Genomic DNA, 24901 nt, shown 5'->3' with positions numbered 1-24901 from the left:
GAACCGTGCCGGCGGTCAGAGCGGCGCCACGGATGTCTGAGAAAATTGAACGGTACTGCAAAGTTGCGCGATACTGCCGCGCTCACGCAAGGATGACCAACGAAACTTCCTAAGCCAGCTTTTAGCGGTACTAAACGATGCGACGCCAACTCAATGGTCAGATGTTCGTCTGGCTGCATGTATTTTCCTGCGCAGCACGGCATCTGTCGTTCACCCGCTGTGCAGAGGAACTGCACATCACCCCTGGCGCGGTTAGCCAGCAAATGCGTCAGCTCGAGCAGCGGCTGGGCTACAGACTGTTTCTGCGTCGGGCTCGGGGTGTGGAGCTGAGCGCCGAAGGCCAGCGGCTGGCGCAGACGGTGACCGACGCCTACGGCGCTATCGAGGCTGAGCTGTTGCGCTTGGATGCCGGTGAGATACGCGGCACACTGCGCCTGCGCTCGATCCCGTCGTTTCTGGCGAAATGGCTGACCCCCAGGTTGCCGAGGTTTCAACAGCGCTATCCGGACATCGAGCTACGCCTGGTCGCCGAAGACAGCGCCCAGGCTTTGCACCCTGGCGATTTCGACCTGGCCATTGACCTCAACGACGGCAGTTATCCCGGAATGCTGTCGACACCGTTGCTGGATGAGCAGATCTTCCCGGTGTGCTCACCCGCGCTGCTGCGTGCCCGGCCGCCACTGCACGGCCCGGCAGATCTGGCTCACTACCCGCTGCTGCACGACATCACCGCGTGGCGAGGCAGTTCCGAATACGCCGAATGGGAGTTCTACCTGGAAGGTATCGGCGCCACTGGCCTGGACGTGCGCCGCGGGCACACCTTCAACCGTAATCACCTGACCATCGAAGCGGCAATCGCCGGCATCGGCGTAGCCATTGCTCGGCGCACGCTGCTCAATGACGAACTGGAACGAGGGGCTTTGATCGTGCCGTTCGGCCACCCGATCGCCAATCACAAACGCTATGTAGTGCACTATCCGCCAGGAGGTTTGAACCAGCCGGGCGCCCGCGCGGTGCATGACTGGCTGGTAGAAGAAGCGCACAACTTCCGAGCCTTGCATCCATTGGTACTTGCAAGCTGATCACTCAGCCGCAATGTGCTTGATGCTGAAGTCGAACGTCGGTACATAGCCTGTGCCCAGCAGGTGTGAGCAACGCGAGGCCTTGAAATCGTCGCTGAGCAAGTCCTGGGTGCTGTCGTAGCCGGGCATCGTAATGCCGGCGATGTTGAGCAGCGTATGGGGCAATGAGGCGATGCTGACCTGCTGGTCCTGCCGGGTTTTCAACTTCTGCAACTTGCGCATCTGCGCGGCCGACAGGTCGCCAGTGGACCAGACAAACGCCGTGGTCGCCAGGTCATACTCGTTACCCATGCCGTGCCCCAACAGTTTGCGGCCGTCATCGAGCAGATTTTCGCCATGGTCCGAGGCGTATACCAGCAGCGCTTTGCTCTGACTGGCCGTGAGCTGATGCATGATCGAGGACAATATCCAGTCTGTGTACAGGACCGAATTGTCGTAATCGGCCGTAATCCGATCCTTCTGGGATCCGCTGGCGGGTTTGAACCGGGCGAAGTCGCTTGGAAAGCGCCTGGCGTATTCGAAGTGGCTACCTTTGATATGCAGGAATATCGCCTGTCTGCGCCCGTTGGCTTTGCTCAGCACGTTGTGCAACACCGGCAGCAGTGCGCCGTCGTAGCTGCGTTCCAGGTACTGGCGGTACTGCGCTTCTGCGGCAATTTGCGGGATGATCCCACCAAAGCTGTCGACCTCTTGCGACGACAACCAGTAAGTGTCGAACCCGGCGGCCCGCAGGATCCCCACCAACGATTTGTTGGATGCGATCAAGTTCCAGTCGCTGATCGGCTCCAGGCTGAGCAATGAAGGCACGGCCACGGAGGTATAAGGCGCGGTGGTGCACATGCGGTTGAACTTGAACAGCCCTGGCTGGCGCTCAAGGTTGGGCGTGGTCTTGTTTGGGTAGCCGTAAAGGGACCAGTTGTGCGGGCGCGAAGATTCGCCTATCACAAACACCAGTGTCTGAATGCCGGCTTGGTCGGAAACACCCGTGAGCTGCACCTGCGATTGCTGGCGCTTCCTGATGTACCCTTTGGACTCCTCGTACAACACCACTGTCAGTGCAAGCTGCGACAGGTAGCCCACTGGGGTGCTCTGGTCCTTGGCCACCAGATCGAGTACGGCGTCCTTGTTCAACGCGTTGATGCTGACGGTTTTAACGAAGTAGGCGCCATAACCGAGCACCAAGCCGGCCAATGCCAATTGGCACATGGCTTTGCTACGGCGCTGGCGCCGCCCATACAGGCCGGCAAGGCCCACCCCGTAACAGCCAACGAACACCACCACGATGCCCGCCATCGAGCGCCAGTAGGTGGCGAGGAAATCCGTTGCCTCCTTGTAGTTGGTCAGCCCGATGAGCAGGTAGGCCGCGGTCAGTCGGGAGCCGAAATTCAGCACCAGGAACAAATCGATACTGGCCAGCAGATAAAAGGGCAACAGCCACAGATGCACTTTGAACTGGTTGGCCCAGCCGCAGCGCAGCACCAGCAGCCACAGCACTGAAATGAGGAAGGTGTAGAGCACCAAGCCATCGAACTTGGCGCATTGGCAATCGGACAGCAGTCTGGCAAATAACGGCGACAGCAGAAACGCCCACAGCAGCAGCGAAGGCCACTGCGCCCTCAACAGCTGCGCGCCAGCGCTCCCACCTGCTGACCAGATGCTCATCGATCCCTCCCCTGCACGCTATTCAATTGCGGCGTCAATAAGCCTGCTTGCCGGTGAAGGCATTGACCGTGCGCACCAGGATCACGAAATCGAGCCACAAGGACCAATTGTTGATGTATTCGATGTCGGAATTGACCCGTTGAATCATCTGCTCGATATCCTTTGTTTCGCCGCGGTATCCGCGCACTTGCGCAAGGCCGGTCATGCCAGGCTTGATGTTGTGGCGAGCGAAGTAATCGACGATGTCCTGGGAATACAGCGTGTCGTGTTGCAAGGCGTGGGGCCGTGGGCCGACCAAAGACATGTCCCCGGTCAGCACGTTGAACAGCTGGGGCAATTCATCGAGGCTGGTGCGCCGAATGAATGCGCCGACTCGCGTCAACCTGGGGTCGTTGCGCTGCGCTTGCTGGACCACGCCGTTTTCCGGCTGATGCACATGCATGCTGCGGAATTTCCAGATCCGGAACGACTCTCCGGTCCAGCCGGTGCGGTCTTGGCGGAAGAACACAGGCCCTGGGCTGTCGAGCTTGATGATCACCGCCAGTGCCAGCAGCACAGGCGAGGCGCACAGCAAGATAAGCGCGGCCAGCACACGGTCTTCGAGGTTTTTCAAGAACAGGCTGGTGCCGGTCAGCGGTGTTTCCGACAGGGTCAGTACCGGGATTCCGGCGATTTCCCGGACGCTGTGGTTGATCAGGCGCAGCGAGAAGATATCGGGCACCCAATTGACTGCAATGCACTTGTCGAGCAACTTCAGATACACATCCTGGATGACTGCAGAGCCGCCTAACGGCGTCACCAGGTAAACCGTGCGAATGTTGTGCTGGGCGATGATCTGGTCCAGGTCGGCGATGCTGCCCAGCACCGGCAGGCGCTGCTTGCCTTCTTGCGATTGGCGCGCCTGATCGTCGTCCTGATCGACCCAGATGCAGCCCATCACCCGCTCCCCGAACCACGGGTTGTTGCTGATTTTCTGATAAAGGAAATTGGCCAGGTCGCCGTCGCCGATGATCAAGGCATTGTCCAGCCGAGCATGGGCGGTGAAGCGTTTTTGCAGCTCACGCATCGCCACATGCAGAAATAGCTGCACGAAGTACCCAATGACGAACAACTGGACCACCAGCAGCCGTGAATAAGTTTCGCTCTGTTTGGTCAGGAAGGCGATCACCACCAGGAAACAGAACGTCGCCGACCAGGCCTTGAACAGCCTGAAAGCCTTAACCGACAGCCCAACATTGCTGCGATAGATGGCGTAATGGTCATAGATGACCGCCAGCGCCCCGATCAGCAGCAACAGCATGATCACGTAGTCGGAAGTGATGTAACCAAACTGGTCGTAAATCAGGTACCACGCCACGCTGGTTACGGCGATACCGTCGAGCCCCGCCTGAATGGCGTTGCTGACGCTACTTCTACGCTGGAGTAACGAACGACTGCTTCTGGGTTCAAAAACCATCGTAAGGCCTCACTGAATCGTGCGTGGCAACTGCCTGACCATCACAACGAAGGGATGGAGATTCAACTCAGGTACCTGAAAAATCTGTGAAATCTTCTGCAAACCGCGCCGGTCTGTTTGATATCACTGTAGCAGCACCGTGGTCATGCTGCGGTGAAGATCCACCACTGTTCGACAGATAGCGTTGAGCATGGCCGCTAACGGCGATGCATCGGCGAGCGGGCATAAAACCGAGCGCGCAACAGGAACAATGGGTTGCCTAGCACGTAACGCTTGAACAGGCGTTTGGGCTCTCTGAGTAACCTGAACACCCATTCGGCGTTCATCCGCCTTACCCAGCGAGGCGCCCGCGCGACCTTGCCACCGAGAAAGTCCAGGATCGCCCCACCGCAGACGATCAGGCAGGGGTAATCGAGAACGGCCAAGCGTGCGGCCAACTGCTCCTGCTTGGGCATCCCCATGCCAAGCACGATCAACCCAGGGCGATGTCGCTCAGCCAGGCCCAGGTAAGTATCGGTATCGGCAAAACCGTGGTGTCGCGACACCACCTGCAGGCCGAACTCTGCCTCGCAACGCCGCGCGGCTTCGGTCAGGAATGGCTCCTGCGTTCCCCAGAAAGCCACATTGCGGCCTTCAAACCCCGTAAGGAGCTTGGGAATCAAATCGGTGCCGTTCATGTTCAGGCCCGGCGCAAGCCCCAGGCGACGCAGCAGCACTGCCATGCCAGCACCGTCGCGCAGCAGCACATCGGCAGCAGCCAGCGCATGGCAATAATCGGCGTTGCCAGCCACCAGGTTCATCGCGTGGGCATTGACGAAGCCCAGCACCGTTGGCCGCTGCGCCGAACACAGTGACTGCAGCAGCCGCTGCTCGTGTGCCGCATCATCCACCAGGCACAGCTTGCCCATGACCATCTTCCAGCGCTGCAGCCAACCCTGCTCTGTCATCAGTTGTCATCCCGTTTGGAACGCACCCAGTCGACCTGGCGCTTGAGCAGGAACCCCAGATACAAAGGGATTTTCCGCGCCGCGTAGAACGGTGCGTACAGCAGTACCGAAAACGGAATCAGCTCCCGTGCAAAACAGGCCCACGCCAACAGGATGGCAGCGCCAAGCAAGGCCAACGCCAAGCTGGCGAGCAGTGCAGGCAGCAGCGTCCCCCCTACGCCGAACATGAGCCAGCTCAGAGCGAAGACCACCATCAACAGCAACGACAGCAAGGCCAGGGGCGGCACCAGTAAGTCAACTGCCATGCCCAACAGTGGCCAATTACGCTTGAGCAGCGCAGCGGCGAGCAGCCTGGGCCCATCGGCCAAGACCACCCCCAAATGCCCATGCTCCCAGCGCTTGCGCTGAATATTCAGGCCTTCCTGGCTAGTGGGAAAATGGCTGTTCACCACAGCCTGCGGGCAGAATACCGGCGCCTTACCGTGCGCGGCACACTCAAGGCCAAGCTTCAGATCTTCGACCAGGTGACCGGTAGCCAGGTTGACGGCCGACAGGTCTTGCCAGCTGAACGCCATGCCTGCCCCCATCAACTGGCATGGCAGGCCCGCCCGTGCCCAACCCTGCGGCCGAACCAGGTTCTTCACCCGCCAGGCGAAAGCTGCAACCTGCACCTTCAGCCCCGCCCCAGGCGGCGCATGCATCAGGTACAACGCCTGTGCAGGCCGGCCGCGGTCTATACAACTACAAGCCAGGTGCTCGAGCGCACCGGCCCCAACCTGGCAGTCTGCATCGATGATGATCACCACCTGCGGTGGCGACAGGCGCAGGTGCTGCACCCCGAAATCCAATGCATAACCCTTGCCTCGGCGCAGCAGGTCCTCGCGCTCGACCACTTGCGCTCCCGCCGCGCGGGCAAGGCTTGCGGTCTGGTCGCTGCAGTTGTCGGCCACCACCAGCAGTTGGTCACCATCGCGCAGCTGCGGCCGGATGCTGGCCAGCGTCGAAACGATCAGCGACGCCTCGTTGTGCGCAGGTACCAGCACTGCCAACCGCGGCCGCGGCAGGTGAGGCCTCTGTCGCACCCGAGCAGGTAGGCAGGCCAGCACCACCTGGATGAACAGCAGCAATGCCGGTACCAATAGCAACAGCGCCACGCCACCCAGCAGCCAAGCCAGCAAGGTCATCATGCCGGCACCTTGAAATGGCTGAGCAGCTTGGCTGCCTCGGTATCGATGTCGTGGCGTTGCAATACCCGCTCATAGGCCGCATCGCCCATGCGCTGCAACACCTGCACGGGCTGCTCCAGGCATTGGCGCATCGCTTCGGTCAAGGCTTCGACGCTACCAGCCGGGAACAGCCAGCCGTTCTCGCCGTGGCGGACCAGTTCAGGGATACCGGCCACGTAAGTGGTAAGAACAGGTCGGCGCAGCGCCATCGCCTCCATAATGACCACCGGCAAACCTTCGGCAAAGCTTGGCAGTACCATGGCCCGCGCGGCCAGAATCTCGTCGCGCACCTGCGCGCTGCTGATCCAGCCGGTGATGCGCACCTGCGCTTGCAAACCGTAGCGCACGATGAGTGCTTCAATCGGGCCTCGCAATTCACCATCGCCAGCCAATACCAGTTCCAATTGCACGCCCTGACTGACCAGGCCACGTGCAGCTTCGATCAGCAGCAACTGGCCCTTCTGCTCACACAAGCGCCCAACGCAAACCAGCCGAGGCGTGGCGGTGATTGCTTGCGGTGCCACCTGGTGAAAACTGCGTTCCAGGCCGCAATGCACCACCTTGACCTTGCCCCACTGATCATGGGCCACCCAGCGCCATAGCTGGCTACGCCCGAAGGCGCTGACGGCGACAACGAATGATGCCCGCCGCACCTTTTCGCCCAAATGCAGAAGCTGAGCCTTGTCGAACTCTTCCGGCCCATGCACGGTGAAGCTGTAAGGCGGGCCGCCCAGCACGTTGGCCAGCATGACCACCTCCGTGGAGTTGGTGCCGAAATGTGCGTGCACATGTTCTGCCGCAGCGTCTTGCAACCATTGCAGCAGCCGGCATGCCTCGGCGAGATAAACCAGGTGGTATGGCCACGGGCGGTCGGCACGCCAACCCTGGCCAAGCGCCAGGCGCAGGGCCGTCAGGAACGCTTTTGGCCGTGCCCGCAGCACCTGCATCAGGGGTTTGAGCAACCCCCTCAGCCCGTCCTGCAGCACATAGCGGGTTTTGCCCCGCTCCGCCAAGTCTTCAGCGTCGTGCAGTTCAGCATCCCAGCCACGCAGGGCGATGCGCTGCACCTCGACGCCTTGGCGCTCCAGCGCCAGTATCTCGCGGCGGATGAAGGTATGGCTGACCTTGGGGTACTGATTGATGAAGTAAGCAATTCGCATAAGGCCCCAAATCTGTGTCCGTTCATCGAATGGCCAAGTCGGCCGCGCTGTGCTGCACCGTGCTGCCCACCATGGCAGCTTGGATCTGGGCAAACACGTCATCGAGCAAGGCATGGCGCCGGCGGTACATCGCCCGCTTCTTCGCCGCGATCTCCTCTACCGGGCGCTGGGCGGGGGCCAGGGGGATGCTGAAGAAATCCACCCACTCGCAGGGCTCGGCGCCGTTCTCCTGCCAGATCACGTCGTAATTGGCCGCCAGTTCCTGGTGCTTCTCGGCGCCGAAATACGGGTGTCGATGGTGGCGATATTCGTCCGCGACGGCATAGATACGCTGGGCGGCCAGGGTCCTGGCGACGCACTTGATGGCCTCGATCAGCAGGCTTCTGGGGCGTAGGCCTTCGAAGTCCTTGGTCAGGTCGCGGTAGATGGTCAGGGACGTGTCGCTGCCCACACCTTTGTGAATGCCTTGCACTGCGCCGATATACAGGCACACACCCTGGGCCTCGTGGCACAAAGTGAAGGCCAGCGAGGCCACACGCAGGTCGCCCTGGAACAGGTTGATCACCAGCTCCCCTTCGCGCTTGAACCAGATCGGCCGGTCCAGCACCAGCCGGCACCCGCTTGAGTAGCGTGACAGGTCGCATAGCTGGCGCTGCTCATCGCGCTGCAACAGCAGCAAAGGCGCACACTGGGCGGTCACCACTTCATAATGCGAGGCCACTGCTGCAAGCCGCTGCGCAGCGTTCCAGCGCTTGCTGATGTAGGGCCATTGCACCACACCGATGCAGTCCACACCCAACTGCTCGAAGCGCTCCTGGCCCAAGGCCTTGGACATGCGCTGAGTGAAAGCCTGCAACCCCGACCACTCGCGGGCCATCGAAACCGTCAACTTGTATTTGTTGTTGAGCGCTCGCAGCGAATAGCCTGGCTGCAGCGTGAGCACACTCTTGGCTAACGATCTGAAGGTCATCGACATGTCATTTGTACTCGATCAACAGCGCCTTACCGGCCGCAAACCTGTTCAGCAGGAACTTGGCCTGGCCGAGCATTTCAGGGAACTTGCCCAGCACCAGGAACACTGCCTGCCACCAGTTTTCCCGGCGTGAGCGGCTGCCCCGGCGGGCCAGACGTACGGTTTGCAATGGATAGATCAGTAACAGCCACAGCCCCCAGCCGCCCGAAAGAAGGCTCACAATCAGGATCGCCAACGGCAGGATCAGGCCCCAGAACCAGGCCCGTCGCGATTCACGCAACCAATGACGCTCGGGCTTGAGCCCATGCAAGTAGGCGCCTTCGGCATAGGCATAGCCGGCCCGCAGACTGCGTCGCCACCACTGCCCGAACCGGGTCATGGCGGCATCGTGCAGGGTCATCTCTTCGGGCAAGCGCCAGATTTTCCAGCCGGCTGCGCGCAACCGCAGGCACAGCTCCGGCTCTTCGCCGGCAATCAGTTCTGGGCGAAAACCGGACACGGCCATGAACGCATCGACGCGCATCAGTGCATCCCCGCCACACGCCTTGGTTTGCCCCACCGGCGTGTCCCATTCCAGGTCGCAGAGCAGGTTGTAAACCGAGCGCTGGGGAAAGCGCTCACGGCGCCGTCCGCACACCACCGCTACATCCGGGTGCTGATCGAGAAAGGCCTGGCCCTTGCTCAACCAACCGCCATCGACTTCACAGTCACCATCGACGAATTGCACATAGCTGATGCTCGGCACGATACCCATCAGGCAGGTGAAACCTTCATTGCGTGCACGCGCCGCTGTGAAGGGTTGGGTCATGTCCAGGGCCACTACCTGCACCCCCAGCTCAGCGGCAAATTCCACCGAGCCATCGCAGGAGCCGGAGTCCACGTACACCAGTTGGTCCGCCTGCCCAATCAAGGACAACAGGCAGCGCTCCAGGCGCTGGCCCTCGTTGCGGCCGATCACCACCACTCCAATCCCTGTCACCATGGCGTTCACTCGTCAGTTTCGGGCCGGCTCACGTGTATTGCAGGGTATCGCTGTGCTTGCGCGCCTTGATGCTAGCGGGCACCCCGACCGCCAGCGAGTTGTCCGGTACATCGGTCAACACCACTGCGTTGGAGCCTATCGCGACGTTGTTACCGATGCGTATATTGCCCAGCACCTTGGCGCCGGCGCCGATGTCGACGTTGTTGCCGAACACTGGCGCGATGGGTTCATCGACATTCTTCAACCCCACCACCACGCCGTTGCGAATCCGGCAGTCATCGCCAAACCGCGCGTAGCCGCTGATCACGATGCCGCCAAAGTGATCGATGACGAAGTTGCGGCCAATCACCACCTCGCAAGGCAACTCGACGCCGGTGATGATCTGCACGAACTTGAACAATACCTTGTAGACCAAAGAGCAGAGCTTGCGCAGCAACGCCGGACGCACACCATAGCGCCAGCGCCCGAAGCGATAGACCACCAGAACCCAAAACCCCTGGGCGCCCCAATCACCGCCATGGGCGCGCAAGTCTGCGCGGATGTTATCGAACATGGTTTCACCTACCGTGTGGGTTGGTTGGCAAACTGGGTCTTGAGCAGCAGCGACCACGTGGCGCGGGTATGCCGCCAACACGCCTTGATCGCCTCCATGCCGCGGCCTTTGAGCAGCGCCTTGAGTGCCAGCACCAGGTCGCCCAGGCTCACCAGCAGCATGTGCAAGGCCAGACCCCCCGCGCCATGGTGCTTGCGCATGTACAGCAGTTCGCTTTCGATCTGGTAAGCCGATATCTGTCGGCTGGCCGCCTCGAGCTCGGCCACCGACTTGGAGCTCTCGCCACCGATATGCACCACGGTGGTATCAGGGAAGTACACCACTTTCCAACCCGCGGCCTTGACCCGCTTGCAATGGTCCACTTCTTCGTAATAGAGAAAATAGCGGGGGTCGAACAGCCCTACCTGGTCGAGCACTTCCCGGCGTACCAGGTAGAAGCAACCCGGTAGCCAGTCGCACTCACGCACCGAGGCATGATCCCAGTCCATTTCGTCGACCATTTTCAGCCCTGGCATGAAACGCCCTAGCCCAGTTCGTGCAGCAAAGAGGTTCAACGGGTTTGGGAAATAGCGGCAGCTGGGTTGCAGTTCGCCATCGCGGCCCACCAGGCGCACCCCAAGAATGCCGCATTCGGGGTGCGCGTCCATGTAGTCGAGGGTTTTCTGCAGGCTGTCGGCGGCCACGAAGGCGTCAGTGTTGAGCAGTAGCGCGTACCTGCCGCGTAGGTGCGCCAGCAGCTGATTATTGGCCCGGCCAAAGCCGACATTGTGTTTGTTGCTCAACAAAAGCGCTTGCGGGCAGACCTGGCCCAGGCGTTCGACCGAGTCGTCGACCGAGGCATTGTCTACCACCAGGTAACTGGCCAAGGTTTCGCCGCCGGCCGCCCGCAGTGAATCGAACATCGGCTGCAGCAACCCGGCCGTGTTGAAATTGACCACCATCACATCGACAGGCTTGTTATCCATTGCTGCCGTCTCCGAAGAAATAACGGCGCCGGTGCATGGCCAGGGTAGGCTCCAGCGCCGGGTCATACGAGCCTTTGCGTTCTTTTATCAGCTCCATCCAAGGGTAGGCATTGCAGCGTTCTTCGACCCGCTTGATCAAATCTGCCGTGGTGCAGATGAACTTGGCAGGATTACCACCGACGACCGTGCCGGGTGGCACGTCCTTGGTTACCACGGCGCCGGCGGCCACAATCGAATCCGGGCCGATGGTCACCCTCGGCATGACGATCGCACCATGGCCGACGAAGCTGTTGTCCCTGACATCGATGACTCCGACCGAGTCGAGCTTCATGCCGTAGCAGAGCTCAATCAGCGCCACCACGCCGTCGTGGCCAATCAGCGTGCAATCGGACAGGCCGACGTTGTTGCCGATACGCACCAACGCCGGGTCTGTGACGTTACAGCCGACATTCATGTGAAAGTTGGTGCCTACCGAATAGAACTTGCCCCATCGGCACTGGTACTCCCCCCACTGCCTGGGTGTGGGGTTGCAGAGTTTTTTATAGGCCGCAACGCCGCGTCCGGTCGTATTGGCGTAATGCGCCACAGCACTGCGTATCCATCCCAACATATGGCAAGCCTCGCGATTCGAGCGATCCTGGACTGTCCCTGAGGCAAACACGGTCTCGTTCTTCTGGGTGCTGACCCTGTTGCACTCCACCCCTTCACAGCGCTACTTCAGTTGAATGTATTCAGGCTGCCGCCCCCGTAGCCGAGTGCATCTTCTGGTTGAGATGGTCGGCCAACCTCAAGGCGAACTGCAGCAGCGGCATCGTCGGGTTCGACGCCCCGCCGGTTGCGAATACACTGCTGCCGGCGACATACAGGTTTTCGGTGCCAAACACCTTGCAGTTGGTATCGACCACCCCATCCTTGGCTGAGGCCGCCATGCGCGTAGTGCCCATGTGATGGGCATGGGGGGACATCTTCAGCGGCAAGCTGGTGTCGTAGACGAAGTCGTTGAGCTTGACGAAACCCAGGCCCATTTCAGCGAACTGCTTGGCCAGTTCGCTGCCGATGCATTTGATGGTGTGCCGGTCGCTGTCGCTGAGCACCCAGTTGACGTTGACCTTGGCCACACCCAGTTCGTCCTGCTCGTCCAGCAGCGAGATACGGCTGTGCACATTGGGGAACTGCTCAATTAAAGTGCTGATCACCCCGTCGCCCGGGCAACTGAACTTGGCGACGAACTCGATCTTGCTAGCCACGCCCATGTCGCACGCCAGGTTTTCCAGAAAATGCTTGACCTCGGCCGTACGGCCATAGGTCTGCACATCGGCCAAAACCGACGCCAGAACATTGCCTCTGCCCGCCTGGTACTGGGCGACGAAAGCATCGGTGGTGAAATACTGCCGAGGATCGGTGCCTTCGCCACTGCGCAGGATGAACGTCCCCATGTCGATGTTCAGGTGCTCCATGAAGCATCGGCCAACCAGGCCGTCCTTGGTCACCACGCCCGCCTGGGCCAGCGATTTGCTGTTCAATAACTGCCTGGCATTTTCGATGGCGCCGGTGGCCAGGATGAAGTTGCGTGCCGCCACAGGCTGGCGCTTGCCCTCGTAGTCCGACACCTGCACGGCCTTCAATTTTCCAGCGTCTGGGTCGAACAACAAGTCGACGCAGTTGCAGTTGATGAAAACGTCCAAACCCGGGGTGTCGTCCAGCGCGCTGGCGTACTTTTGGGCAAAGCGCGTTGGCGGGCTGAGCAGAAAGCGGTCAGCCTCGAACTCACCGCCGTTCAGGCCGGGGTTCACGGCTTTGAATTCGGCCCCCTGAGGCAGATCGACGATTTCCATGGCACCCGGTAGGTACCGCTCGATTTCAGCGTATGGGATAGGCCAGCCGGGCATCTCCACCGGTGGTGGCACCGCAAAATCCGCAGCGGTGAAGGGGCGGCAGCGCCCTGCCCAGTGATTGGAGGTGCCGCCCAGGTAACGCAGGCGGTCTTCAGCGGCGAACACCTCAAGGCCTGTGGACGTGCACTTGTACAGCGCTTGGGACCGCGGCGTGTACTCACGGCTCCCTCCTTCGAGCAGAGCCACACTCCAGCCGGCACCTGCCAGGCGCAACGCCAGGGTGATCCCCGCAGGGCCTGCGCCGACGATGCAGAAGTCGTATGCCTCGCGCAGGCGCTTGTCGGCATCGTAGTCCTTGATCATGAGCGTTCGTCCTGAAAATACCCTACCGGCAACACCCAGCCGTTGATGATGACGAACCTGCCGGTTGGCTCAGGCTTGCGCGCTGCCTGCGCACTTCCCCCAAACATGGCGACCCCGGCACTGAACAACACACAGTTGCGTATAAAGCCTCTGCGCCCCAGCAATGGGGTACAAAACTGCAGCTTCCCCATGATCCCCGCCCCATACCATTGGTTTTTATTGTCGCCCCACGCTGTGTTGCCGAGACCGACAAGCGACCTCGCAGGTCAAGCGCAAAACTCAAACTGTGCTTGCTAGGCTGTTTTTGCCTGGCTTTCTCATCGCCTCAAGACTTTCCACGCGGCGCCTAGAAGTCACTATAGTTTCATTTAGCCACGATGCTAGCCTCCATCCAGCCCATCGAGGGATAGGTGCCTATAACCCATGCCTGAACATCTAAGAGCCCTGGTCGTCATTGTGTTTGTGGCCAGCGTGGTTTTCTTCATGGCCCGGCGTCCGGCAACGGACCTGATCCCCCCAGCGGACTTCAAACGGCGTCGCAATTTGTGGTTCGTGCTGACCCTGGTGGCATTCTTTGCCCAAAGCTTCTGGGTGTATGCAGGCGCAGCCACGGTCATTCTGCTGGTTGCCCAGCGCCGCGAGCACAACCCGCTTGCGCTGTTTTTCATGCTGCTGTTTCTCATCCCGCCGGCCGCTACCGAGATACCGGGCTTTGGCATCGTCAACTACCTGTTCGACATCAACCATCAACGCGTGCTGACCTTGTGCGTGCTGCTGCCTGCCGCGTGGGTACTGCGAAAGCAAAGCACGAGCATCCGGTTCGGCCGGCTATTGCCCGACAAGCTGCTGCTGGCAAGCCTGGCGTTGACCAGCGCCTTGGCGCTGCGCGAGACCACCGTCACCGATACCCTGCGCCAAATGCTGAGCCTGTACATCGACGTGTTCCTGCCCTACTACGTGGCCAGCCGCGGCTTGCGTGAGCTGAGCGACTTCAAGGACGCGCTGCTGGCATTCGTTATCGTGGCCTTCCTGTTGGCACTGCTGGGCGTGGCCGAATATGTGCGCCATTGGCTGCTCTACAACGCGCTGATCGACGCCTTGGGCCTGCAGTGGGACATGAAGGCCTACCTGAGCCGAGGGGGGGCACTGCGCGCCAGTGTCACCACCGGGCAGGCCATCGTGCTCGGTTATGTGATGGCCGTGGCGATTGGCTTGTTTCTGTTCGTGCAGCACTTCGTGCAGAAACCTGTGCACCGCTACCTGGGCGCATTGCTGCTTGCCGCAGGGCTGTTCGCACCGCTTTCGCGGGGCCCGTGGATCGGCGCTGGGGTGATCGTGGTGGTGTTCATCGCGATGGGCAGGCACGCGGCCTCGCGTTTGGCACTGCTTACCCTGGCCGGGGTGCTGAGCATCCCATTGCTGGCCGTGATGCCTGGCGGGGACAAGATACTCGACCTGCTGCCGTTCATTGGCAAGGTGGACACCGAAAACATCACCTACCGCCAGCGCCTGCTCGACAACTCGTGGATCGTCATCCAGCGTAATCCGCTGTTCGGCTCATTCGATTTTCGCAGCACCCCGGAGATGCAATCGATGATCCAGGGTGAAGGCATCATCGACATCGTCAACACCTACGTCGGCCTGGCGCTGCGCGTTGGCCTGGTTGGGCTTGGGCTGTTCCTGGGCTTTTTTGCCTACATCCTGCTGGGGTTGCGCAAGGCAATGCGGGCGGTGCCTGACAACGCCGACCCCTATCGGCTGCTGGGGCGTGTTCTGCTGGCCACATTGATGGGCATTCTGGTGACTATTTTCACCGTGAGCAGCATCACCGTCATCCCGATCATTTACTGGTCGATTGCCGGGGTCAGCGTCGCCTATATCCACATGATGCGCCGTCAGGCCGTGCCCCAAGACAGCCCAGTGACCACCATCAGCCTTCAACCGAGGTAGTTCGATGCTCACGCTCGCCCTGTCCAGATGGACCCGCACATCGTTGCTCATCAGCCTGCTGGCGGTGCCCGTCAATAGCTGGGCGTCGGCATGGACGGTACGTGTAGACGAACAGAACGGCCTGCCGACACTGACGTACGGAGGAGGCCCAGCGTTCGTACCCAGCTTCGACTTCTGGGGCGCGAACTGGGGCTGGACCGGGTTCTATCCAACCCTCAAAGTCGATGGGCCTTACCGCTATACACTCACCGGCAATAACAAGGACTTGGACTTCGACCTCAAGGCGGACATCCGCAAGCCCGAGCCGCAAACCCTGACCTGGGACTTCGATTTGCAGGCCCACAGCCGGCAAAGCGATGTCATGGGCGGCGGCATCGTCTGGCGTTTCGACCCCGGGTTGATCGCCGGTCAAATGGGCGACCCGGTGCTACTGCCCGAGAATCGCGGCTGGGCTTGGGGCAAGAACCCTGAAGGGCCGCATGTGGAAATGCGTTTTGACCCACCCCTGGCCAAGGTGTATTTCGAACGCGGCAACACCGACCAGATACGCACCTTTTTCTACACCGACCCTATCAAGCCTGGCCAACAGCTGATCAAGGCGCAGATGAGTGTCACCGGTGATATCAGCATCGGCCAGACCGCCAGCGAACGTTTCGGCATGAGCGACCCCAACACGTGGCCAGATGATCAGCTCGACTGGCGTACGTCGCCAGTTGACCTGTCGTTCCTCAACGCCGCCGAGAAACCTGCTGGCAAACGAGGGTTCGTCAAGGCCGAGGGTGAACGGCTGCTGTTCGCCGATGGCACCCCCGCGCGTTTCTGGGGCACCAACATGTCAGCCTATTCGTTGTTCCGCACCCCTGACGAGGACATCAAGCAGCAGGCCAAACGCTTGTCCGCCTTGGGTTTCAACCTGGTGCGCGTGCATCACCACGACTCCCCGTGGGTGACGCCCAACGTGTTCGGCGATCTGCAGCAGCTCAAAAACACCCAACAGCTGAGCGCTGACTCGTTGAAGAAACTCGACCTGTGGATCAAAAGCCTGAAGGACGAAGGGATCTACGTGTGGCTCGACCTGCATGTGTCGCGCCCGGTGACTGCGGCGGACAACATTTATGGCTTCGATGAACTGCCCAAAGAGCACGGCGTCGCAGAGCTCAAAGGCTACTTGTTCGTCAACGTCACTTTGCAGCAGGCACTCAAGCGCTTCGCCGAGCAGTACCTGACCCACGTCAACAGTTACACCGGCCTTGCCTACAAGGATGACCCCGCCATCGCTGCAGTACTGATCACCAACGAAAACGACATCACCCACCACTTCGGCAATGCCCTGCTACCGGACAAGCAGGTACCCAAGCACAGCCGCCTGTACATGGATCAGGCCAAGGCCTTTGCCCAGGCCCACGACCTGCCTGCGGACAAGACCTGGCGTGCCTGGGAGTATGGCCCTTCGAAGCTGTTTCTCAACGACCTGGAACAACGCTTCTACGCCGACATGATCAGCTACTTGCGCACGCTAGGGGTCAAGGTGCCCATCGCCACCACCAGCACCTGGGGCCTGAACGGTTTGTCCTCGCTGCCAGCGCTTACCGCTGGGGATGTTGTCGACGCGCATAGCTATGGCGGGCTGGGCCAACTGGAGAAGAACCCACTGACCAGCGACGGCATGATCAATTGGCTGGGGGCTGCCCAGGTGCTGGGCAAGCCGATGACCGTCACAGAATGGAACGCCGAACCCTTCCCTCTGCCCGACCGCCACTCCCTGCCCCTTTATGTCGCAGGGACTGCTAGTCACCAGGGCTGGGACGCGATCATGCAATACGCCTACAGCCAGCAAGCCTTGGTCGAGCAGTGGCGCCGTGCCGACAATTGGAATGCCTACAATGACCCTGGGCTGATCGCCACCCTGCCGGCAGCCGCCCTGCTCTACCGGCGCCAGGATGTGCAGCCGGCGTCGACCCGTTACGTCTTCGCACCCACTGCTCAAGCCCTGTTCAACCAGGATATTTCGCCGGCCAACTCGGTACTGCTACGCACCGCCATGGAAAAAGGCCGGCTGCAGATCGCCCTGCCATCAGCCTCCGAGCTACCCTGGCTGCAGCCCAGCAAAATCCCTGCCGATGCGCAAGTGTTCAACGACCCAGGGCGCTCACTGATCGCCCCCGGTGCCAGCGAAGCGCTGAGCGATACTGGCCAGTTGCGGCACAACTGGCAGCAGGGCCTTTACACCATCGACACGCCAATGACCCAGGCGGCAACCGGTTGGCTGGGAAGCCAGTCGCTGGCCCTGGGCGACATCGCCCTGCAGCTCAAGACCCCCTATGCCAGCGTGGCGGTCCAGAGCCTTGACGACAAGCCCTTGAGCCAGTCGCGCAGGCTGCTGATTTCACTCGGCAGCCGGGCCGTACCCAGGGCTGAGGATGTCACGCCTTTCCATGTCGAACCGCTGCAGGGGAGCCTGAGCATCAAGGCGCCAGCAGGGCTGAAACTCTACAGCCGCAGCAGTGACGGCGAGGAAAAAAACCAGCCCGTAGATTACAAAGACGGCCACTACCTGATCACGTTCGATGGCCAGCACATGGCCAATTGGCTGTTCTTGAAATAGGGCATATCGCCATCTACAGTCATTGAAGCCCTGCATGACAGGCATTCGACGCTACGTCTGCTCCAGGAGGATTGGATGAAGTACTTGGTTGTCGGTGGTGCAGGTTATATCGGCTCACACATGGTCAAGCACCTGCTGCACGCAGGCCATGAGGTGGTTGTGGCAGACCTTGAAGCGCCGGTGCCGGGCTTGCAGTGGGTATGCCTGGACATCGCCGACGGCCATGGGCTCGATACGCTGTTCAGCGACTATCACTTCGATGCTGTGTTTCACTTCGCCTCATTCATCCAGGTCGGCGAGTCGGTGGCCGACCCCGACAAGTATTACCTGAACAATGTTTGTGCAACCCTCAGCCTGCTCGAGGCCATGGTGCGGGCGGGGGTGAAACGGCTGATCTTTTCCTCGAGCGCCGCAGTGTATGGCGACCCCGAATATGTGCCGATCGATGAGCAACACCCCAAGGTGCCGATCAACCCCTACGGGCGCAGCAAATGGATGGTTGAACAAATGCTCGAAGATTTCGACCGGGCCTATGGCCTGCGTTCGGTGAGCTTGCGCTACTTCAACGCAGCCGGCGCTGATCCGGACGGCCAATTGGGCGAGTGTCACCTGCCAGAAACTCATCTCATACCGCTGATCCTGCAGGCGGCCGCTGGCCGTCGTGAATCCGTGACCGTGTTCGGCCACGATTACGACACCGCCGACGGAACCTGTGTCCGTGACTATATCCATGTGGCGGACCTGGCTTCGGCGCATGCGCTGGCTGTGGAGTACCTGCTGGCCGGCGGCGCGACGACGGCGTTCAACCTGGGCAATGGGCTGGGGTTTTCCGTGCAGCAGGTGATCGAGACGGCTCGCGAGGTTACCGGGCGAACCATCAAGGTCAACCAGGCGCCGCGGCGGGCCGGCGACCCGCCTCGGTTGGTAGCGGATGCACAGAAGGCCAGGTCCATACTGGGGTGGCAGCCTGGCTTTACCTCACTTCAGGACATTGTGCGCCATGCCTGGGCGTGGGAGCTGAAATATCCCTGGAGATGAACACCCCCTTGGCATTCAGCTCCAGATGCCCATCCACCGCTCAATAGTAAGTTCGTAACTGCTCATCTGCCTTGTTCAGTACTGCCCCCACCAGGTTCGACCCAGCCAGGTGGTACAGGCAATCCTCGATATCCTTCTTGCTGTTCATGCCGTTGGCCACGACCAGCAGCACGCAGTCGAATTTCGGCAGCACGGTGATTGCGTCATCCGAACTCAGTAAAGGCGGCAAGTCGAAAATGCAAATGCGAGAGTCGTAGCGATCGCGCAGCTCACTGATCAGCGTGTCGACCTTCGCCGATGACAGCACCTCGGTCGACATCGGTACCGGCTCGCGGGTAGGCAGAACTACAAAGCGTGGCAATGTCGGATTGACCAATGCCTCTTCAAGCCAGGCCTTGCCTTCGAGCACGTCGTTGAGTGCTTTTTCCATCGGCAACCCCAAGCTGCTGCCTACCCGCGGGCGGCGCAGGTCGAAGTCGGCCAGCAACGCGGTCTTGTTGGTGTGGTGGGCGATACTCATGGCCAGGTTGACCGCCAGCACGGTCTTGCCCGCCTCAGGAGTGGGCGAAGTGATCGCCAGCGTCCTCCAACCATTGTCTTCCATGGCCTGCAGCACTTGGGTGCGCAGCAGGTCGATGGCACCGCTCATGTTCGAATTCTTGTTGAACGAGACGATGCGATTGCGCTCCAGATGCTGCGCATCCAGCGGCACCACCTTGGTTTGCACATAGTCGAACTGACCAAGTTCACCCGGCCTTTCCCTGACCGAGGGCACTTGTGCCGTGTCGCAGGTGCCAGGCGAGACCTGATGAATGTTCTTGCCAACAGCCGGCGTACTTCTGTCCATCGCTGCGCTCCCTATTCAAACCGACCCATAGCTTTGAAAAGCAGGAGGTCCAACGGCATGTAGAACATGTGCACGACCACCAACAGGATAGCCACCAGCAGCACCCCGGCAACGACCATCATCGTGATCAGTTTCTTGCGCCTGGCCTTGTCTGCCTTGGTGGAGATGTAAGGTACCGCTACCAGCACGCGCCGGCCCAGCACGCTTTCAAGGGCGCCGACACCGCGCACGCGCTGGTTGAGCATCTCCAGCAACATCACCAGCCCACCCCCTGCGGCAGGCGCCAGCACCAAGCCAAGGGCGACAATTTTCTTGCGGTTGGGCTTGATCGGTTTTTCCGGCATCAAGGGCGGCTCAAGCAGCACGAAACGCTCTGCCTTGTTTTCCTGCTCCAGGCTTTCGGTGATCTTGGCACCCATTTCCTTGTTGCGGATTTCTTCGTACTTCTTGCGCGCGTTATCGTGATCGCGCATCAGCGTCACCAAGCCACGCTCCACTTGCGGCGCTTCCAGGATATCGGCCTCGTAGGCCTCCATCTTGCTGGTCAGCTGGCGCTTCTGTTCGGCCAGCGAGGCGATGCGCGACTGCGCAGCAGCCATTTTGGTGCGTACTCTGGCGGCATCCAGGTTCATCGCGCCGGCGGCTGCGATGCCTTTATCGCCCGAGGCCTTGAGCAGGTCGATCTTGTGCTTGATGGCGACCACATCCGGGTGCGCCTCGGTGTACTTGCTCAACAGCCGTGCGTATTCGGCCTTGAGGCTCGGCAGATCTTGCGGGTCAGGTGCAACTGCCCTGCCGTTGGCGGTTTGGGTAGAGACGCCTGAGTTGGCAGCAGCCAATTCAAGCTCCAGATAGCGCACTTCTTCCTGGGCAGCCTTGTAGTCGCGGTCGACTTCCCGGTATTCCAGCTCAGCGCGGGACAACATACTCATTCGCAGCTGCTGGTTCTCGGGCAAGGCATTGGAATGTGCCTGCTTGAAGTCTGCCAGCTGGTTTTCCAAATCGGCCAGCTCGGCGCCAAGCTTGTTGGCTTCCTGGGTCAGGAATTCGGTAGTTTCGGTGGCGCGCTCGGTGCGCTGCTTGACGTTTTCGTTGAGAAACAGCGACACCAGCTCATCGGCAACTTCTTTGGCCACATCCGCCCGTTTGTCTTCATAAGACACGGTAAAGGCCACGGTGGCCTCGCCGCGCCCTTTGACGAAGGTGCTCAACGTCGCCACCGCGATCGCGCTGCGCATCTGCTCGATCTTGTCGGTCTCGCTGAAACGGCTGCCGCGGTCGGCGAACAGGTTGTACTTGTCGATGATCTTCAGAAGGTTTTCGCGGGTCATCACCCGCTGGCGAATCACCTCGATGCGCTCATCGGCGAACGTGTTGTTGCCACCGGAGACCAAGTCTGGGGAAATCTGCTGCGACTCCACCAGAATGGTCCCGGTCGACTGATAGATTGGCGGCACGCTGATAGCAACCCCCACGGTTGCCGCCAACACGACCACTATGACGATCCCCAACAGCAAGGCGCGATCCTTGATGATGGCAATGTAATCCTTGATGGAAAGCTCGTACTCAGATTTCATAGTGGCCACCAATCCGAAATTCAGATGTCGGGGTATCTGTAGGTCAGCGTCAAACCAGCGATGGTAGCGTCGGCATCAGGCAGGCCATTCTGTTGACGTTCCTTGTACAACAACGAAACACGCAAATCCCAGGCCGGCGAAAATGCCCGGCTGGCCCAGATGCTGTAGGTTTGTAGGGTGTTGGGGTTCAGCCCCTTGCTGTCCTGCCACCAGGCATCGGCGCCGACCCGGGTAGTTTCGGTGAGCAAATAGCTCCAGCTGGCACGAACCATGTCCATCTCGGCCGCGCCGCCCTGGGCGTTGGCCATCGTGCTGCGCTCGGCACTGATGCTCGCTTCGGTGCGTAAACCACGATAGGTCAACGACGCACCGCCTTCGCCGCGGCGCTGCGTGCCGTCGCCGTTGGTCTGGTTGACGCCGACGTGCATGGCGCCGACCAGGCTGTCGGAAATCTGGTACTTGATGCCGATGCTAGGCACGTAGCTGTTGGTGGCGACCGCTATGCTGGTGCTGTCTGGCTCATAGCGCCGCGCTTGGAAGCCGGTAATGATATCGGTGCGCTCGCTCCAGGCGTAGGTCCAGGTGAAATCGTTGGTGTACTCGTCGTAACCGGTCAGTGAATTGACGTCATAGGTGGCGTGTGCGTAGCGAAGCTCGTTAGCCAGGGTGCTGCGCTCGGTGACCGCACTGCTCCAGTTGCCCGAGACGATGGACATCTTCTGGGTACCGTCGATGGTGGTGACGACCCCGGTATCCTGCACCGCGCCAGAAAGCGTCGAGCTTTCTTCGTAACTTGCCAGCAGGCCGAACCCGCCGCTTTCGGTCTCGCGCTGCCAGCCCAGGCTCAGCTTAGGGTCTTCGCGGTCCTTGATGACCGAGCGGTCGGACGAGCGCAGCACGTGCATGCCTAAGCCCATACGCAACTGATCCCGATCGAACTGACCCACCAACGTGTAATCGGGCGCAATGATGGTACGCGTCACACCTTTCTCCTTGGACGTCAGGAGCAATGGGTTGCTGTCATGTTCCACAGTCGTTGGAAGCTCGACTGAAGATTGCCAGCTGGCGGCATCAACCATTCCAGAAAACGGCATCATCATGATTGCCGTTACAACACTCGTCGTTTTATTGATAGGCACAAGACGTTCTTAATAATGTGAAAAATCAGGGTACGACCAGCGTATCGCCAGCCTGAAGTTGGAAGTTGGTGGACATGTCACGCCCAGAAACCAGGTCCTTGTAGCGCACCGGCATGACCTTTTGGCCACGGATGACCTTAATGGCACTTTCGTCAGCGAATTTGTCCATACCACCGGACATGCTCAATGCCTGAAGCACCGCCGTAGGGCCTGCCATGGGCACTGGTCCAGGTTTGATTACTTTGCCTTGAACGTAGACAAGGTTGCCAGCAGTGCTTGTGACAACCACGCTGACATTGGGCTGAGCCAGGTACGGTTTCAATGCGGTTTCGATCTTTCTTGCCACTGCAGTGGCTTCAAGGCCGGCGACATCGACGCGCCCGGCCAGTGGGAAGGTGATACTGCCATCGGGCAGCACAACTGTTTCCTGGCGCAGGGTATCTTCCTGCCACACCGAGATCATGACTTTATCGCCCGGGCTCAATAGGTAGGCAGAAGAGGAAGTATCGGCGGCGGTTGCAGAACAGACCGCCAAGGCGCAGAGAACAGACATCAGCAAACGTACCATGAGGGATCCCTCCGGCCTGACGGCCCAGGTTAAGAGCACTGAATGAGAACAACAGCAAACCTCTCGCTCCTCTTCGCGGTGGCGTGAGCCACCGCGCTGGCCTACCTTCCTGGAGGCCCGGCGCCAATATCTTGATATTTCACTCTGCCGCTTTGCCAGGTTACCGGCACTGGCTAGTGGAATATAGCAACGGCTGTAAAATTCACAAGCATCGGCACGCTGGAAAACTCAAATGTCGACATTTAACGCGTCAATAGATTGGCATTAAGATTGTGGGCTCTAATCTAGACTTTCCGTCGGTTTGCCACAGCCACGAAACCGACGATGGCGACCCCGAATAGCCAGGCTGCTGTGGCAAGCGGTACTATATTGGTTTGGCTCATATATGAGTCTGCGGCTCGCGCTGCACCACTCATTAACACCAAGAGAAAAATCGATTTGATGAACAGAGTCGAGCGCATAATCCCCTCCTGCGAAGAGGAAAGATAGTTATTATTTAGGTTGGCAGAGGCAGTGGTGGGTAGCTGTTTTGAGCTTATGGGCAGAGTGACACTACGTCAACGATCCGACACCATAATATAAATTAATCACCATGCCGCCATTGCGTCAGAAAGCCGTCGTCGGATATTGCAGGCCCTCTCTGGCTATTCATTATCCGAAAAGTTGGCTCTATTTCATGTATTTGCAGCGCAGTGACTGACCCACTACAAATGTGCGAGACGCCGTCACAACGACAGCGCCACTAATCCGTCAATAACATTGAGTTCAAACGTGAATAACGCAAGCGTTAGATCACCCGCTGCATAAGTCGGGCTCGGCCTGTGTTCAACCCGGTAGCATGTCGAGCGTTCGCTCCACTTCATCGATACTGATGGTGAACCCCTCACCTTCCGGGCTGCCGACCACGAAAGCGAAATGTTGGCCATCACGGTCAGTCAAGAATTTGTAATAGCTGACAAAACGGTTAGGCGGCTGCAAGGTGAACACCACGCCACCTGGCTGCAGGACATTGACGCCATGCACCAACTGGCTACCTTCTACCCCCATCACCACGCGGGCGCCGGCACAGGCTGCGACGATGTCCGGCACCTGCATCTTCAGCGGGTCCACGACCTTGAAACCGTGAACCTTACGCAGATGCTCAGCCAATTCCAGTTCGTTGCGCAACATGCGTAGCTCGCCGTCGCCCCCACGCAGAATGAAGACCCCCGGGTGCGGCACATGGGCCACGTGAGCCAGCAATTTGTGGCCCATGTCGCGAAAGCGCTGGTAGCGGCTGAAGTTGTTGCTCATGTCGTCAAACACCACCAGCTCACGGAAAAACGCCGTACGCAGCCGCAGCGGTTGCATCCCTAGCCAAGCCTCATAGGCAGGGGCCTGGGTGAACAGCGGAAAGCGCGCCGACGGTGCAATGGTAACCGGCACACCTTCATTGCAAGCCAAGGCATAGGTCGGGCAGTCCTCCATCAGCCAGGTGCCGAACCAACTGTTACCGTTGTGAGTGCAATAAATGGCCGCGCGCTCGACCTCGTGCTCGACCCTGACCGATGGGACGCTGACCTGCCGCAATGACAACCACTGGCTGGCTTTGCCCTTGTAAAGCGCCCCGTCGATCAACCATACATCCTTGAGCAAGTAGCCGCGTGTAGGGCCATGGGTGACTGTGAGCCCGCCTTGCATGGTCGGCCCTGGGTGTACATAGGGGAAGAACTCTTTTTCCTGCCAGCCTGTTACACGCTCCATCTGGCCGGGCAGGAACACGGCCGCAGGCGAAACCGTGCTGCCACCAGGGGCGATATCCCAGCTTCTTTCGGCCAGGCTTTTGAGTTCAAGGCCCGGTTGCTGACCCAGCCGCTTGCGCAGCACCTCGCGGTATGCCGCCAGCGTCCACCGATCCCGGCGCAGAGCGCTCGATGAAGCGAACCTGGAAATATCAGTACCCATTTGCGCCCTCCTTTGAAGGCCAGGTCAGT

At 60.0% G+C, this 24901-nt stretch carries 21 protein-coding genes; 4 read left to right on the top strand and 17 right to left on the bottom strand.

From position 1 onward, the window contains the following. The first annotated feature begins 137 nt into the window (after positions 1-137). Complete coding sequence (locus tag HU725_RS10555) at positions 138-1082, top strand: LysR substrate-binding domain-containing protein (RefSeq protein WP_186477161.1); 945 nt, start codon at positions 138-140, stop codon at positions 1080-1082. Here HU725_RS10555 and HU725_RS10550 read toward each other — a convergent pair whose 3' ends face one another. From HU725_RS10550 to HU725_RS10500, 11 genes are all read right to left on the bottom strand, one after another. Next, complete coding sequence (locus tag HU725_RS10550; RefSeq protein WP_186477160.1) at positions 1083-2744, bottom strand: phosphoethanolamine transferase; 1662 nt, start codon at positions 2742-2744, stop codon at positions 1083-1085. Between the two features lie 34 nt (positions 2745-2778). Next, complete coding sequence (locus HU725_RS10545) at positions 2779-4200, bottom strand: undecaprenyl-phosphate glucose phosphotransferase (RefSeq protein WP_060476485.1); 1422 nt, start codon at positions 4198-4200, stop codon at positions 2779-2781. A 197-nt stretch (positions 4201-4397) separates the two neighbouring features. Further along, the gene (locus HU725_RS10540) at positions 4398-5147 is read right to left on the bottom strand and encodes a WecB/TagA/CpsF family glycosyltransferase (RefSeq protein ID WP_186477159.1); all 750 of its coding nucleotides are present in this window, start codon (positions 5145-5147) and stop codon (positions 4398-4400) included. After that, the gene (locus HU725_RS10535) at positions 5147-6334 is read right to left on the bottom strand and encodes a glycosyltransferase family 2 protein (protein WP_186477158.1); all 1188 of its coding nucleotides are present in this window, start codon (positions 6332-6334) and stop codon (positions 5147-5149) included. The genes HU725_RS10540 and HU725_RS10535 overlap by 1 nt, the downstream gene beginning before the upstream one ends. Next, positions 6331-7533, bottom strand: a complete 1203-nt coding sequence (locus HU725_RS10530) for a glycosyltransferase (protein ID WP_186477157.1) — start codon at positions 7531-7533, stop codon at positions 6331-6333. The genes HU725_RS10535 and HU725_RS10530 overlap by 4 nt, the downstream gene beginning before the upstream one ends. Positions 7534-7555: 22 nt before the next feature. Continuing rightward, entirely contained in the window at positions 7556-8503 is a 948-nt protein-coding gene (locus tag HU725_RS10525; RefSeq protein ID WP_081016576.1) for a DUF535 family protein, read from the bottom strand. Positions 8504-8510: 7 nt separating this feature from the next. Next, entirely contained in the window at positions 8511-9488 is a 978-nt protein-coding gene (locus tag HU725_RS10520) for a glycosyltransferase family 2 protein (RefSeq protein WP_186477156.1), read from the bottom strand. A 28-nt stretch (positions 9489-9516) separates the two neighbouring features. Then, a complete protein-coding gene (locus tag HU725_RS10515) occupies positions 9517-10041 on the bottom strand; it encodes a serine O-acetyltransferase (RefSeq protein WP_060476490.1) in 525 nt (174 codons plus the stop codon). Positions 10042-10049: 8 nt separating this feature from the next. Next, positions 10050-11006, bottom strand: coding sequence for a glycosyltransferase family 2 protein (locus HU725_RS10510; RefSeq protein ID WP_186477155.1), 957 nt, complete (start codon positions 11004-11006; stop codon positions 10050-10052). Next, positions 10999-11616 carry an acyltransferase gene (locus tag HU725_RS10505; RefSeq protein WP_186477154.1) on the bottom strand — a complete coding sequence of 206 codons (618 nt, stop codon included), beginning with the start codon at positions 11614-11616 and terminating at the stop codon, positions 10999-11001. Before HU725_RS10505 ends, HU725_RS10510 begins: the two co-directional genes overlap by 8 nt. A 121-nt stretch (positions 11617-11737) precedes the next feature. Further along, entirely contained in the window at positions 11738-13204 is a 1467-nt protein-coding gene (locus tag HU725_RS10500; RefSeq protein WP_186477153.1) for an FAD-dependent oxidoreductase, read from the bottom strand. Between the two features lie 423 nt (positions 13205-13627). On the opposite strand from HU725_RS10500, the gene HU725_RS10495 reads away from it, so the two are divergent. The 3 genes from HU725_RS10495 (at position 13628) to galE (ending at position 18797) form a co-directional block, all read left to right on the top strand. Beyond that, positions 13628-15154, top strand: coding sequence for an O-antigen ligase family protein (locus HU725_RS10495; protein WP_186477152.1), 1527 nt, complete (start codon positions 13628-13630; stop codon positions 15152-15154). A gap of 4 nt (positions 15155-15158) precedes the next feature. Beyond that, the gene (locus HU725_RS10490) at positions 15159-17759 is read left to right on the top strand and encodes a glycoside hydrolase 5 family protein (RefSeq protein ID WP_186477151.1); all 2601 of its coding nucleotides are present in this window, start codon (positions 15159-15161) and stop codon (positions 17757-17759) included. Positions 17760-17834: 75 nt separating this feature from the next. Continuing rightward, positions 17835-18797, top strand: coding sequence for a UDP-glucose 4-epimerase GalE (gene galE / locus HU725_RS10485; RefSeq protein ID WP_060476497.1), 963 nt, complete (start codon positions 17835-17837; stop codon positions 18795-18797). 40 nt (positions 18798-18837) lie between these two features. Here the strand turns inward: galE and HU725_RS10480 are convergent, their stop codons facing one another. The 6 genes from HU725_RS10480 to HU725_RS10460 form a co-directional block, all read right to left on the bottom strand. Next, entirely contained in the window at positions 18838-19644 is an 807-nt protein-coding gene (locus tag HU725_RS10480; protein WP_060476498.1) for a CpsD/CapB family tyrosine-protein kinase, read from the bottom strand. An 11-nt stretch (positions 19645-19655) separates the two neighbouring features. Next, complete coding sequence (locus HU725_RS10475) at positions 19656-21221, bottom strand: GumC family protein (protein ID WP_060476499.1); 1566 nt, start codon at positions 21219-21221, stop codon at positions 19656-19658. Positions 21222-21241: 20 nt separating this feature from the next. Continuing rightward, positions 21242-22315, bottom strand: a complete 1074-nt coding sequence (locus HU725_RS10470; RefSeq protein ID WP_189657981.1) for a hypothetical protein — start codon at positions 22313-22315, stop codon at positions 21242-21244. Between the two features lie 70 nt (positions 22316-22385). Then, positions 22386-22928: a polysaccharide biosynthesis/export family protein gene (locus HU725_RS10465; RefSeq protein WP_060476501.1), complete on the bottom strand. Its 543-nt coding sequence runs from the start codon at positions 22926-22928 to the stop codon at positions 22386-22388. Positions 22929-23212: 284 nt separating this feature from the next. Beyond that, positions 23213-23389, bottom strand: a complete 177-nt coding sequence (gene eppA, locus HU725_RS23030; protein ID WP_353844294.1) for an EPS-associated small membrane protein EppA — start codon at positions 23387-23389, stop codon at positions 23213-23215. Positions 23390-23753: 364 nt separating this feature from the next. Beyond that, positions 23754-24872 (bottom strand): glycosyltransferase 61 family protein, encoded by a 1119-nt coding sequence (locus HU725_RS10460; RefSeq protein ID WP_186477149.1) that lies wholly within the window; start codon positions 24870-24872, stop codon positions 23754-23756. Positions 24873-24901: the final 29 nt, after the last annotated feature.

Source organism: Pseudomonas promysalinigenes (genome assembly GCF_014269025.2).
Taxonomy (GTDB): domain Bacteria; phylum Pseudomonadota; class Gammaproteobacteria; order Pseudomonadales; family Pseudomonadaceae; genus Aquipseudomonas; species Aquipseudomonas promysalinigenes.
Note: the sequence above shows the minus strand (reverse complement) of the source record. Positions and strands in the feature narration are given on the sequence as shown.

Bases quoted from the DNA above. Each gene is read 5' to 3' on its own strand.
- HU725_RS10545 (WP_060476485.1), bottom strand. From the start codon at position 4,200: ATGGTTTTTGAACCCAGAAGCAGTCGTTCGTTACTCCAGCGTAGAAGT.
- HU725_RS10500 (WP_186477153.1), bottom strand. From the start codon at position 13,204: ATGATCAAGGACTACGATGCCGACAAGCGCCTGCGCGAGGCATACGAC.
- galE (WP_060476497.1), top strand. From the start codon at position 17,835: ATGAAGTACTTGGTTGTCGGTGGTGCAGGTTATATCGGCTCACACATG.
- HU725_RS10515 (WP_060476490.1), bottom strand. From the start codon at position 10,041: ATGTTCGATAACATCCGCGCAGACTTGCGCGCCCATGGCGGTGATTGG.
- HU725_RS10475 (WP_060476499.1), bottom strand. From the start codon at position 21,221: ATGAAATCTGAGTACGAGCTTTCCATCAAGGATTACATTGCCATCATC.
- HU725_RS10495 (WP_186477152.1), top strand. From the start codon at position 13,628: ATGCCTGAACATCTAAGAGCCCTGGTCGTCATTGTGTTTGTGGCCAGC.
- HU725_RS10555 (WP_186477161.1), top strand. From the start codon at position 138: ATGCGACGCCAACTCAATGGTCAGATGTTCGTCTGGCTGCATGTATTT.
- HU725_RS10505 (WP_186477154.1), bottom strand. From the start codon at position 11,616: ATGTTGGGATGGATACGCAGTGCTGTGGCGCATTACGCCAATACGACC.
- HU725_RS10490 (WP_186477151.1), top strand. From the start codon at position 15,159: ATGCTCACGCTCGCCCTGTCCAGATGGACCCGCACATCGTTGCTCATC.
- HU725_RS10535 (WP_186477158.1), bottom strand. From the start codon at position 6,334: ATGATGACCTTGCTGGCTTGGCTGCTGGGTGGCGTGGCGCTGTTGCTA.
- eppA (WP_353844294.1), bottom strand. From the start codon at position 23,389: ATGCGCTCGACTCTGTTCATCAAATCGATTTTTCTCTTGGTGTTAATG.
- HU725_RS10510 (WP_186477155.1), bottom strand. From the start codon at position 11,006: ATGGATAACAAGCCTGTCGATGTGATGGTGGTCAATTTCAACACGGCC.
- HU725_RS10520 (WP_186477156.1), bottom strand. From the start codon at position 9,488: ATGGTGACAGGGATTGGAGTGGTGGTGATCGGCCGCAACGAGGGCCAG.
- HU725_RS10525 (WP_081016576.1), bottom strand. From the start codon at position 8,503: ATGACCTTCAGATCGTTAGCCAAGAGTGTGCTCACGCTGCAGCCAGGC.
- HU725_RS10470 (WP_189657981.1), bottom strand. From the start codon at position 22,315: ATGCCGTTTTCTGGAATGGTTGATGCCGCCAGCTGGCAATCTTCAGTC.
- HU725_RS10460 (WP_186477149.1), bottom strand. From the start codon at position 24,872: ATGGGTACTGATATTTCCAGGTTCGCTTCATCGAGCGCTCTGCGCCGG.
- HU725_RS10530 (WP_186477157.1), bottom strand. From the start codon at position 7,533: ATGCGAATTGCTTACTTCATCAATCAGTACCCCAAGGTCAGCCATACC.
- HU725_RS10465 (WP_060476501.1), bottom strand. From the start codon at position 22,928: ATGGTACGTTTGCTGATGTCTGTTCTCTGCGCCTTGGCGGTCTGTTCT.
- HU725_RS10480 (WP_060476498.1), bottom strand. From the start codon at position 19,644: ATGGACAGAAGTACGCCGGCTGTTGGCAAGAACATTCATCAGGTCTCG.
- HU725_RS10540 (WP_186477159.1), bottom strand. From the start codon at position 5,147: ATGACAGAGCAGGGTTGGCTGCAGCGCTGGAAGATGGTCATGGGCAAG.
- HU725_RS10550 (WP_186477160.1), bottom strand. From the start codon at position 2,744: ATGAGCATCTGGTCAGCAGGTGGGAGCGCTGGCGCGCAGCTGTTGAGG.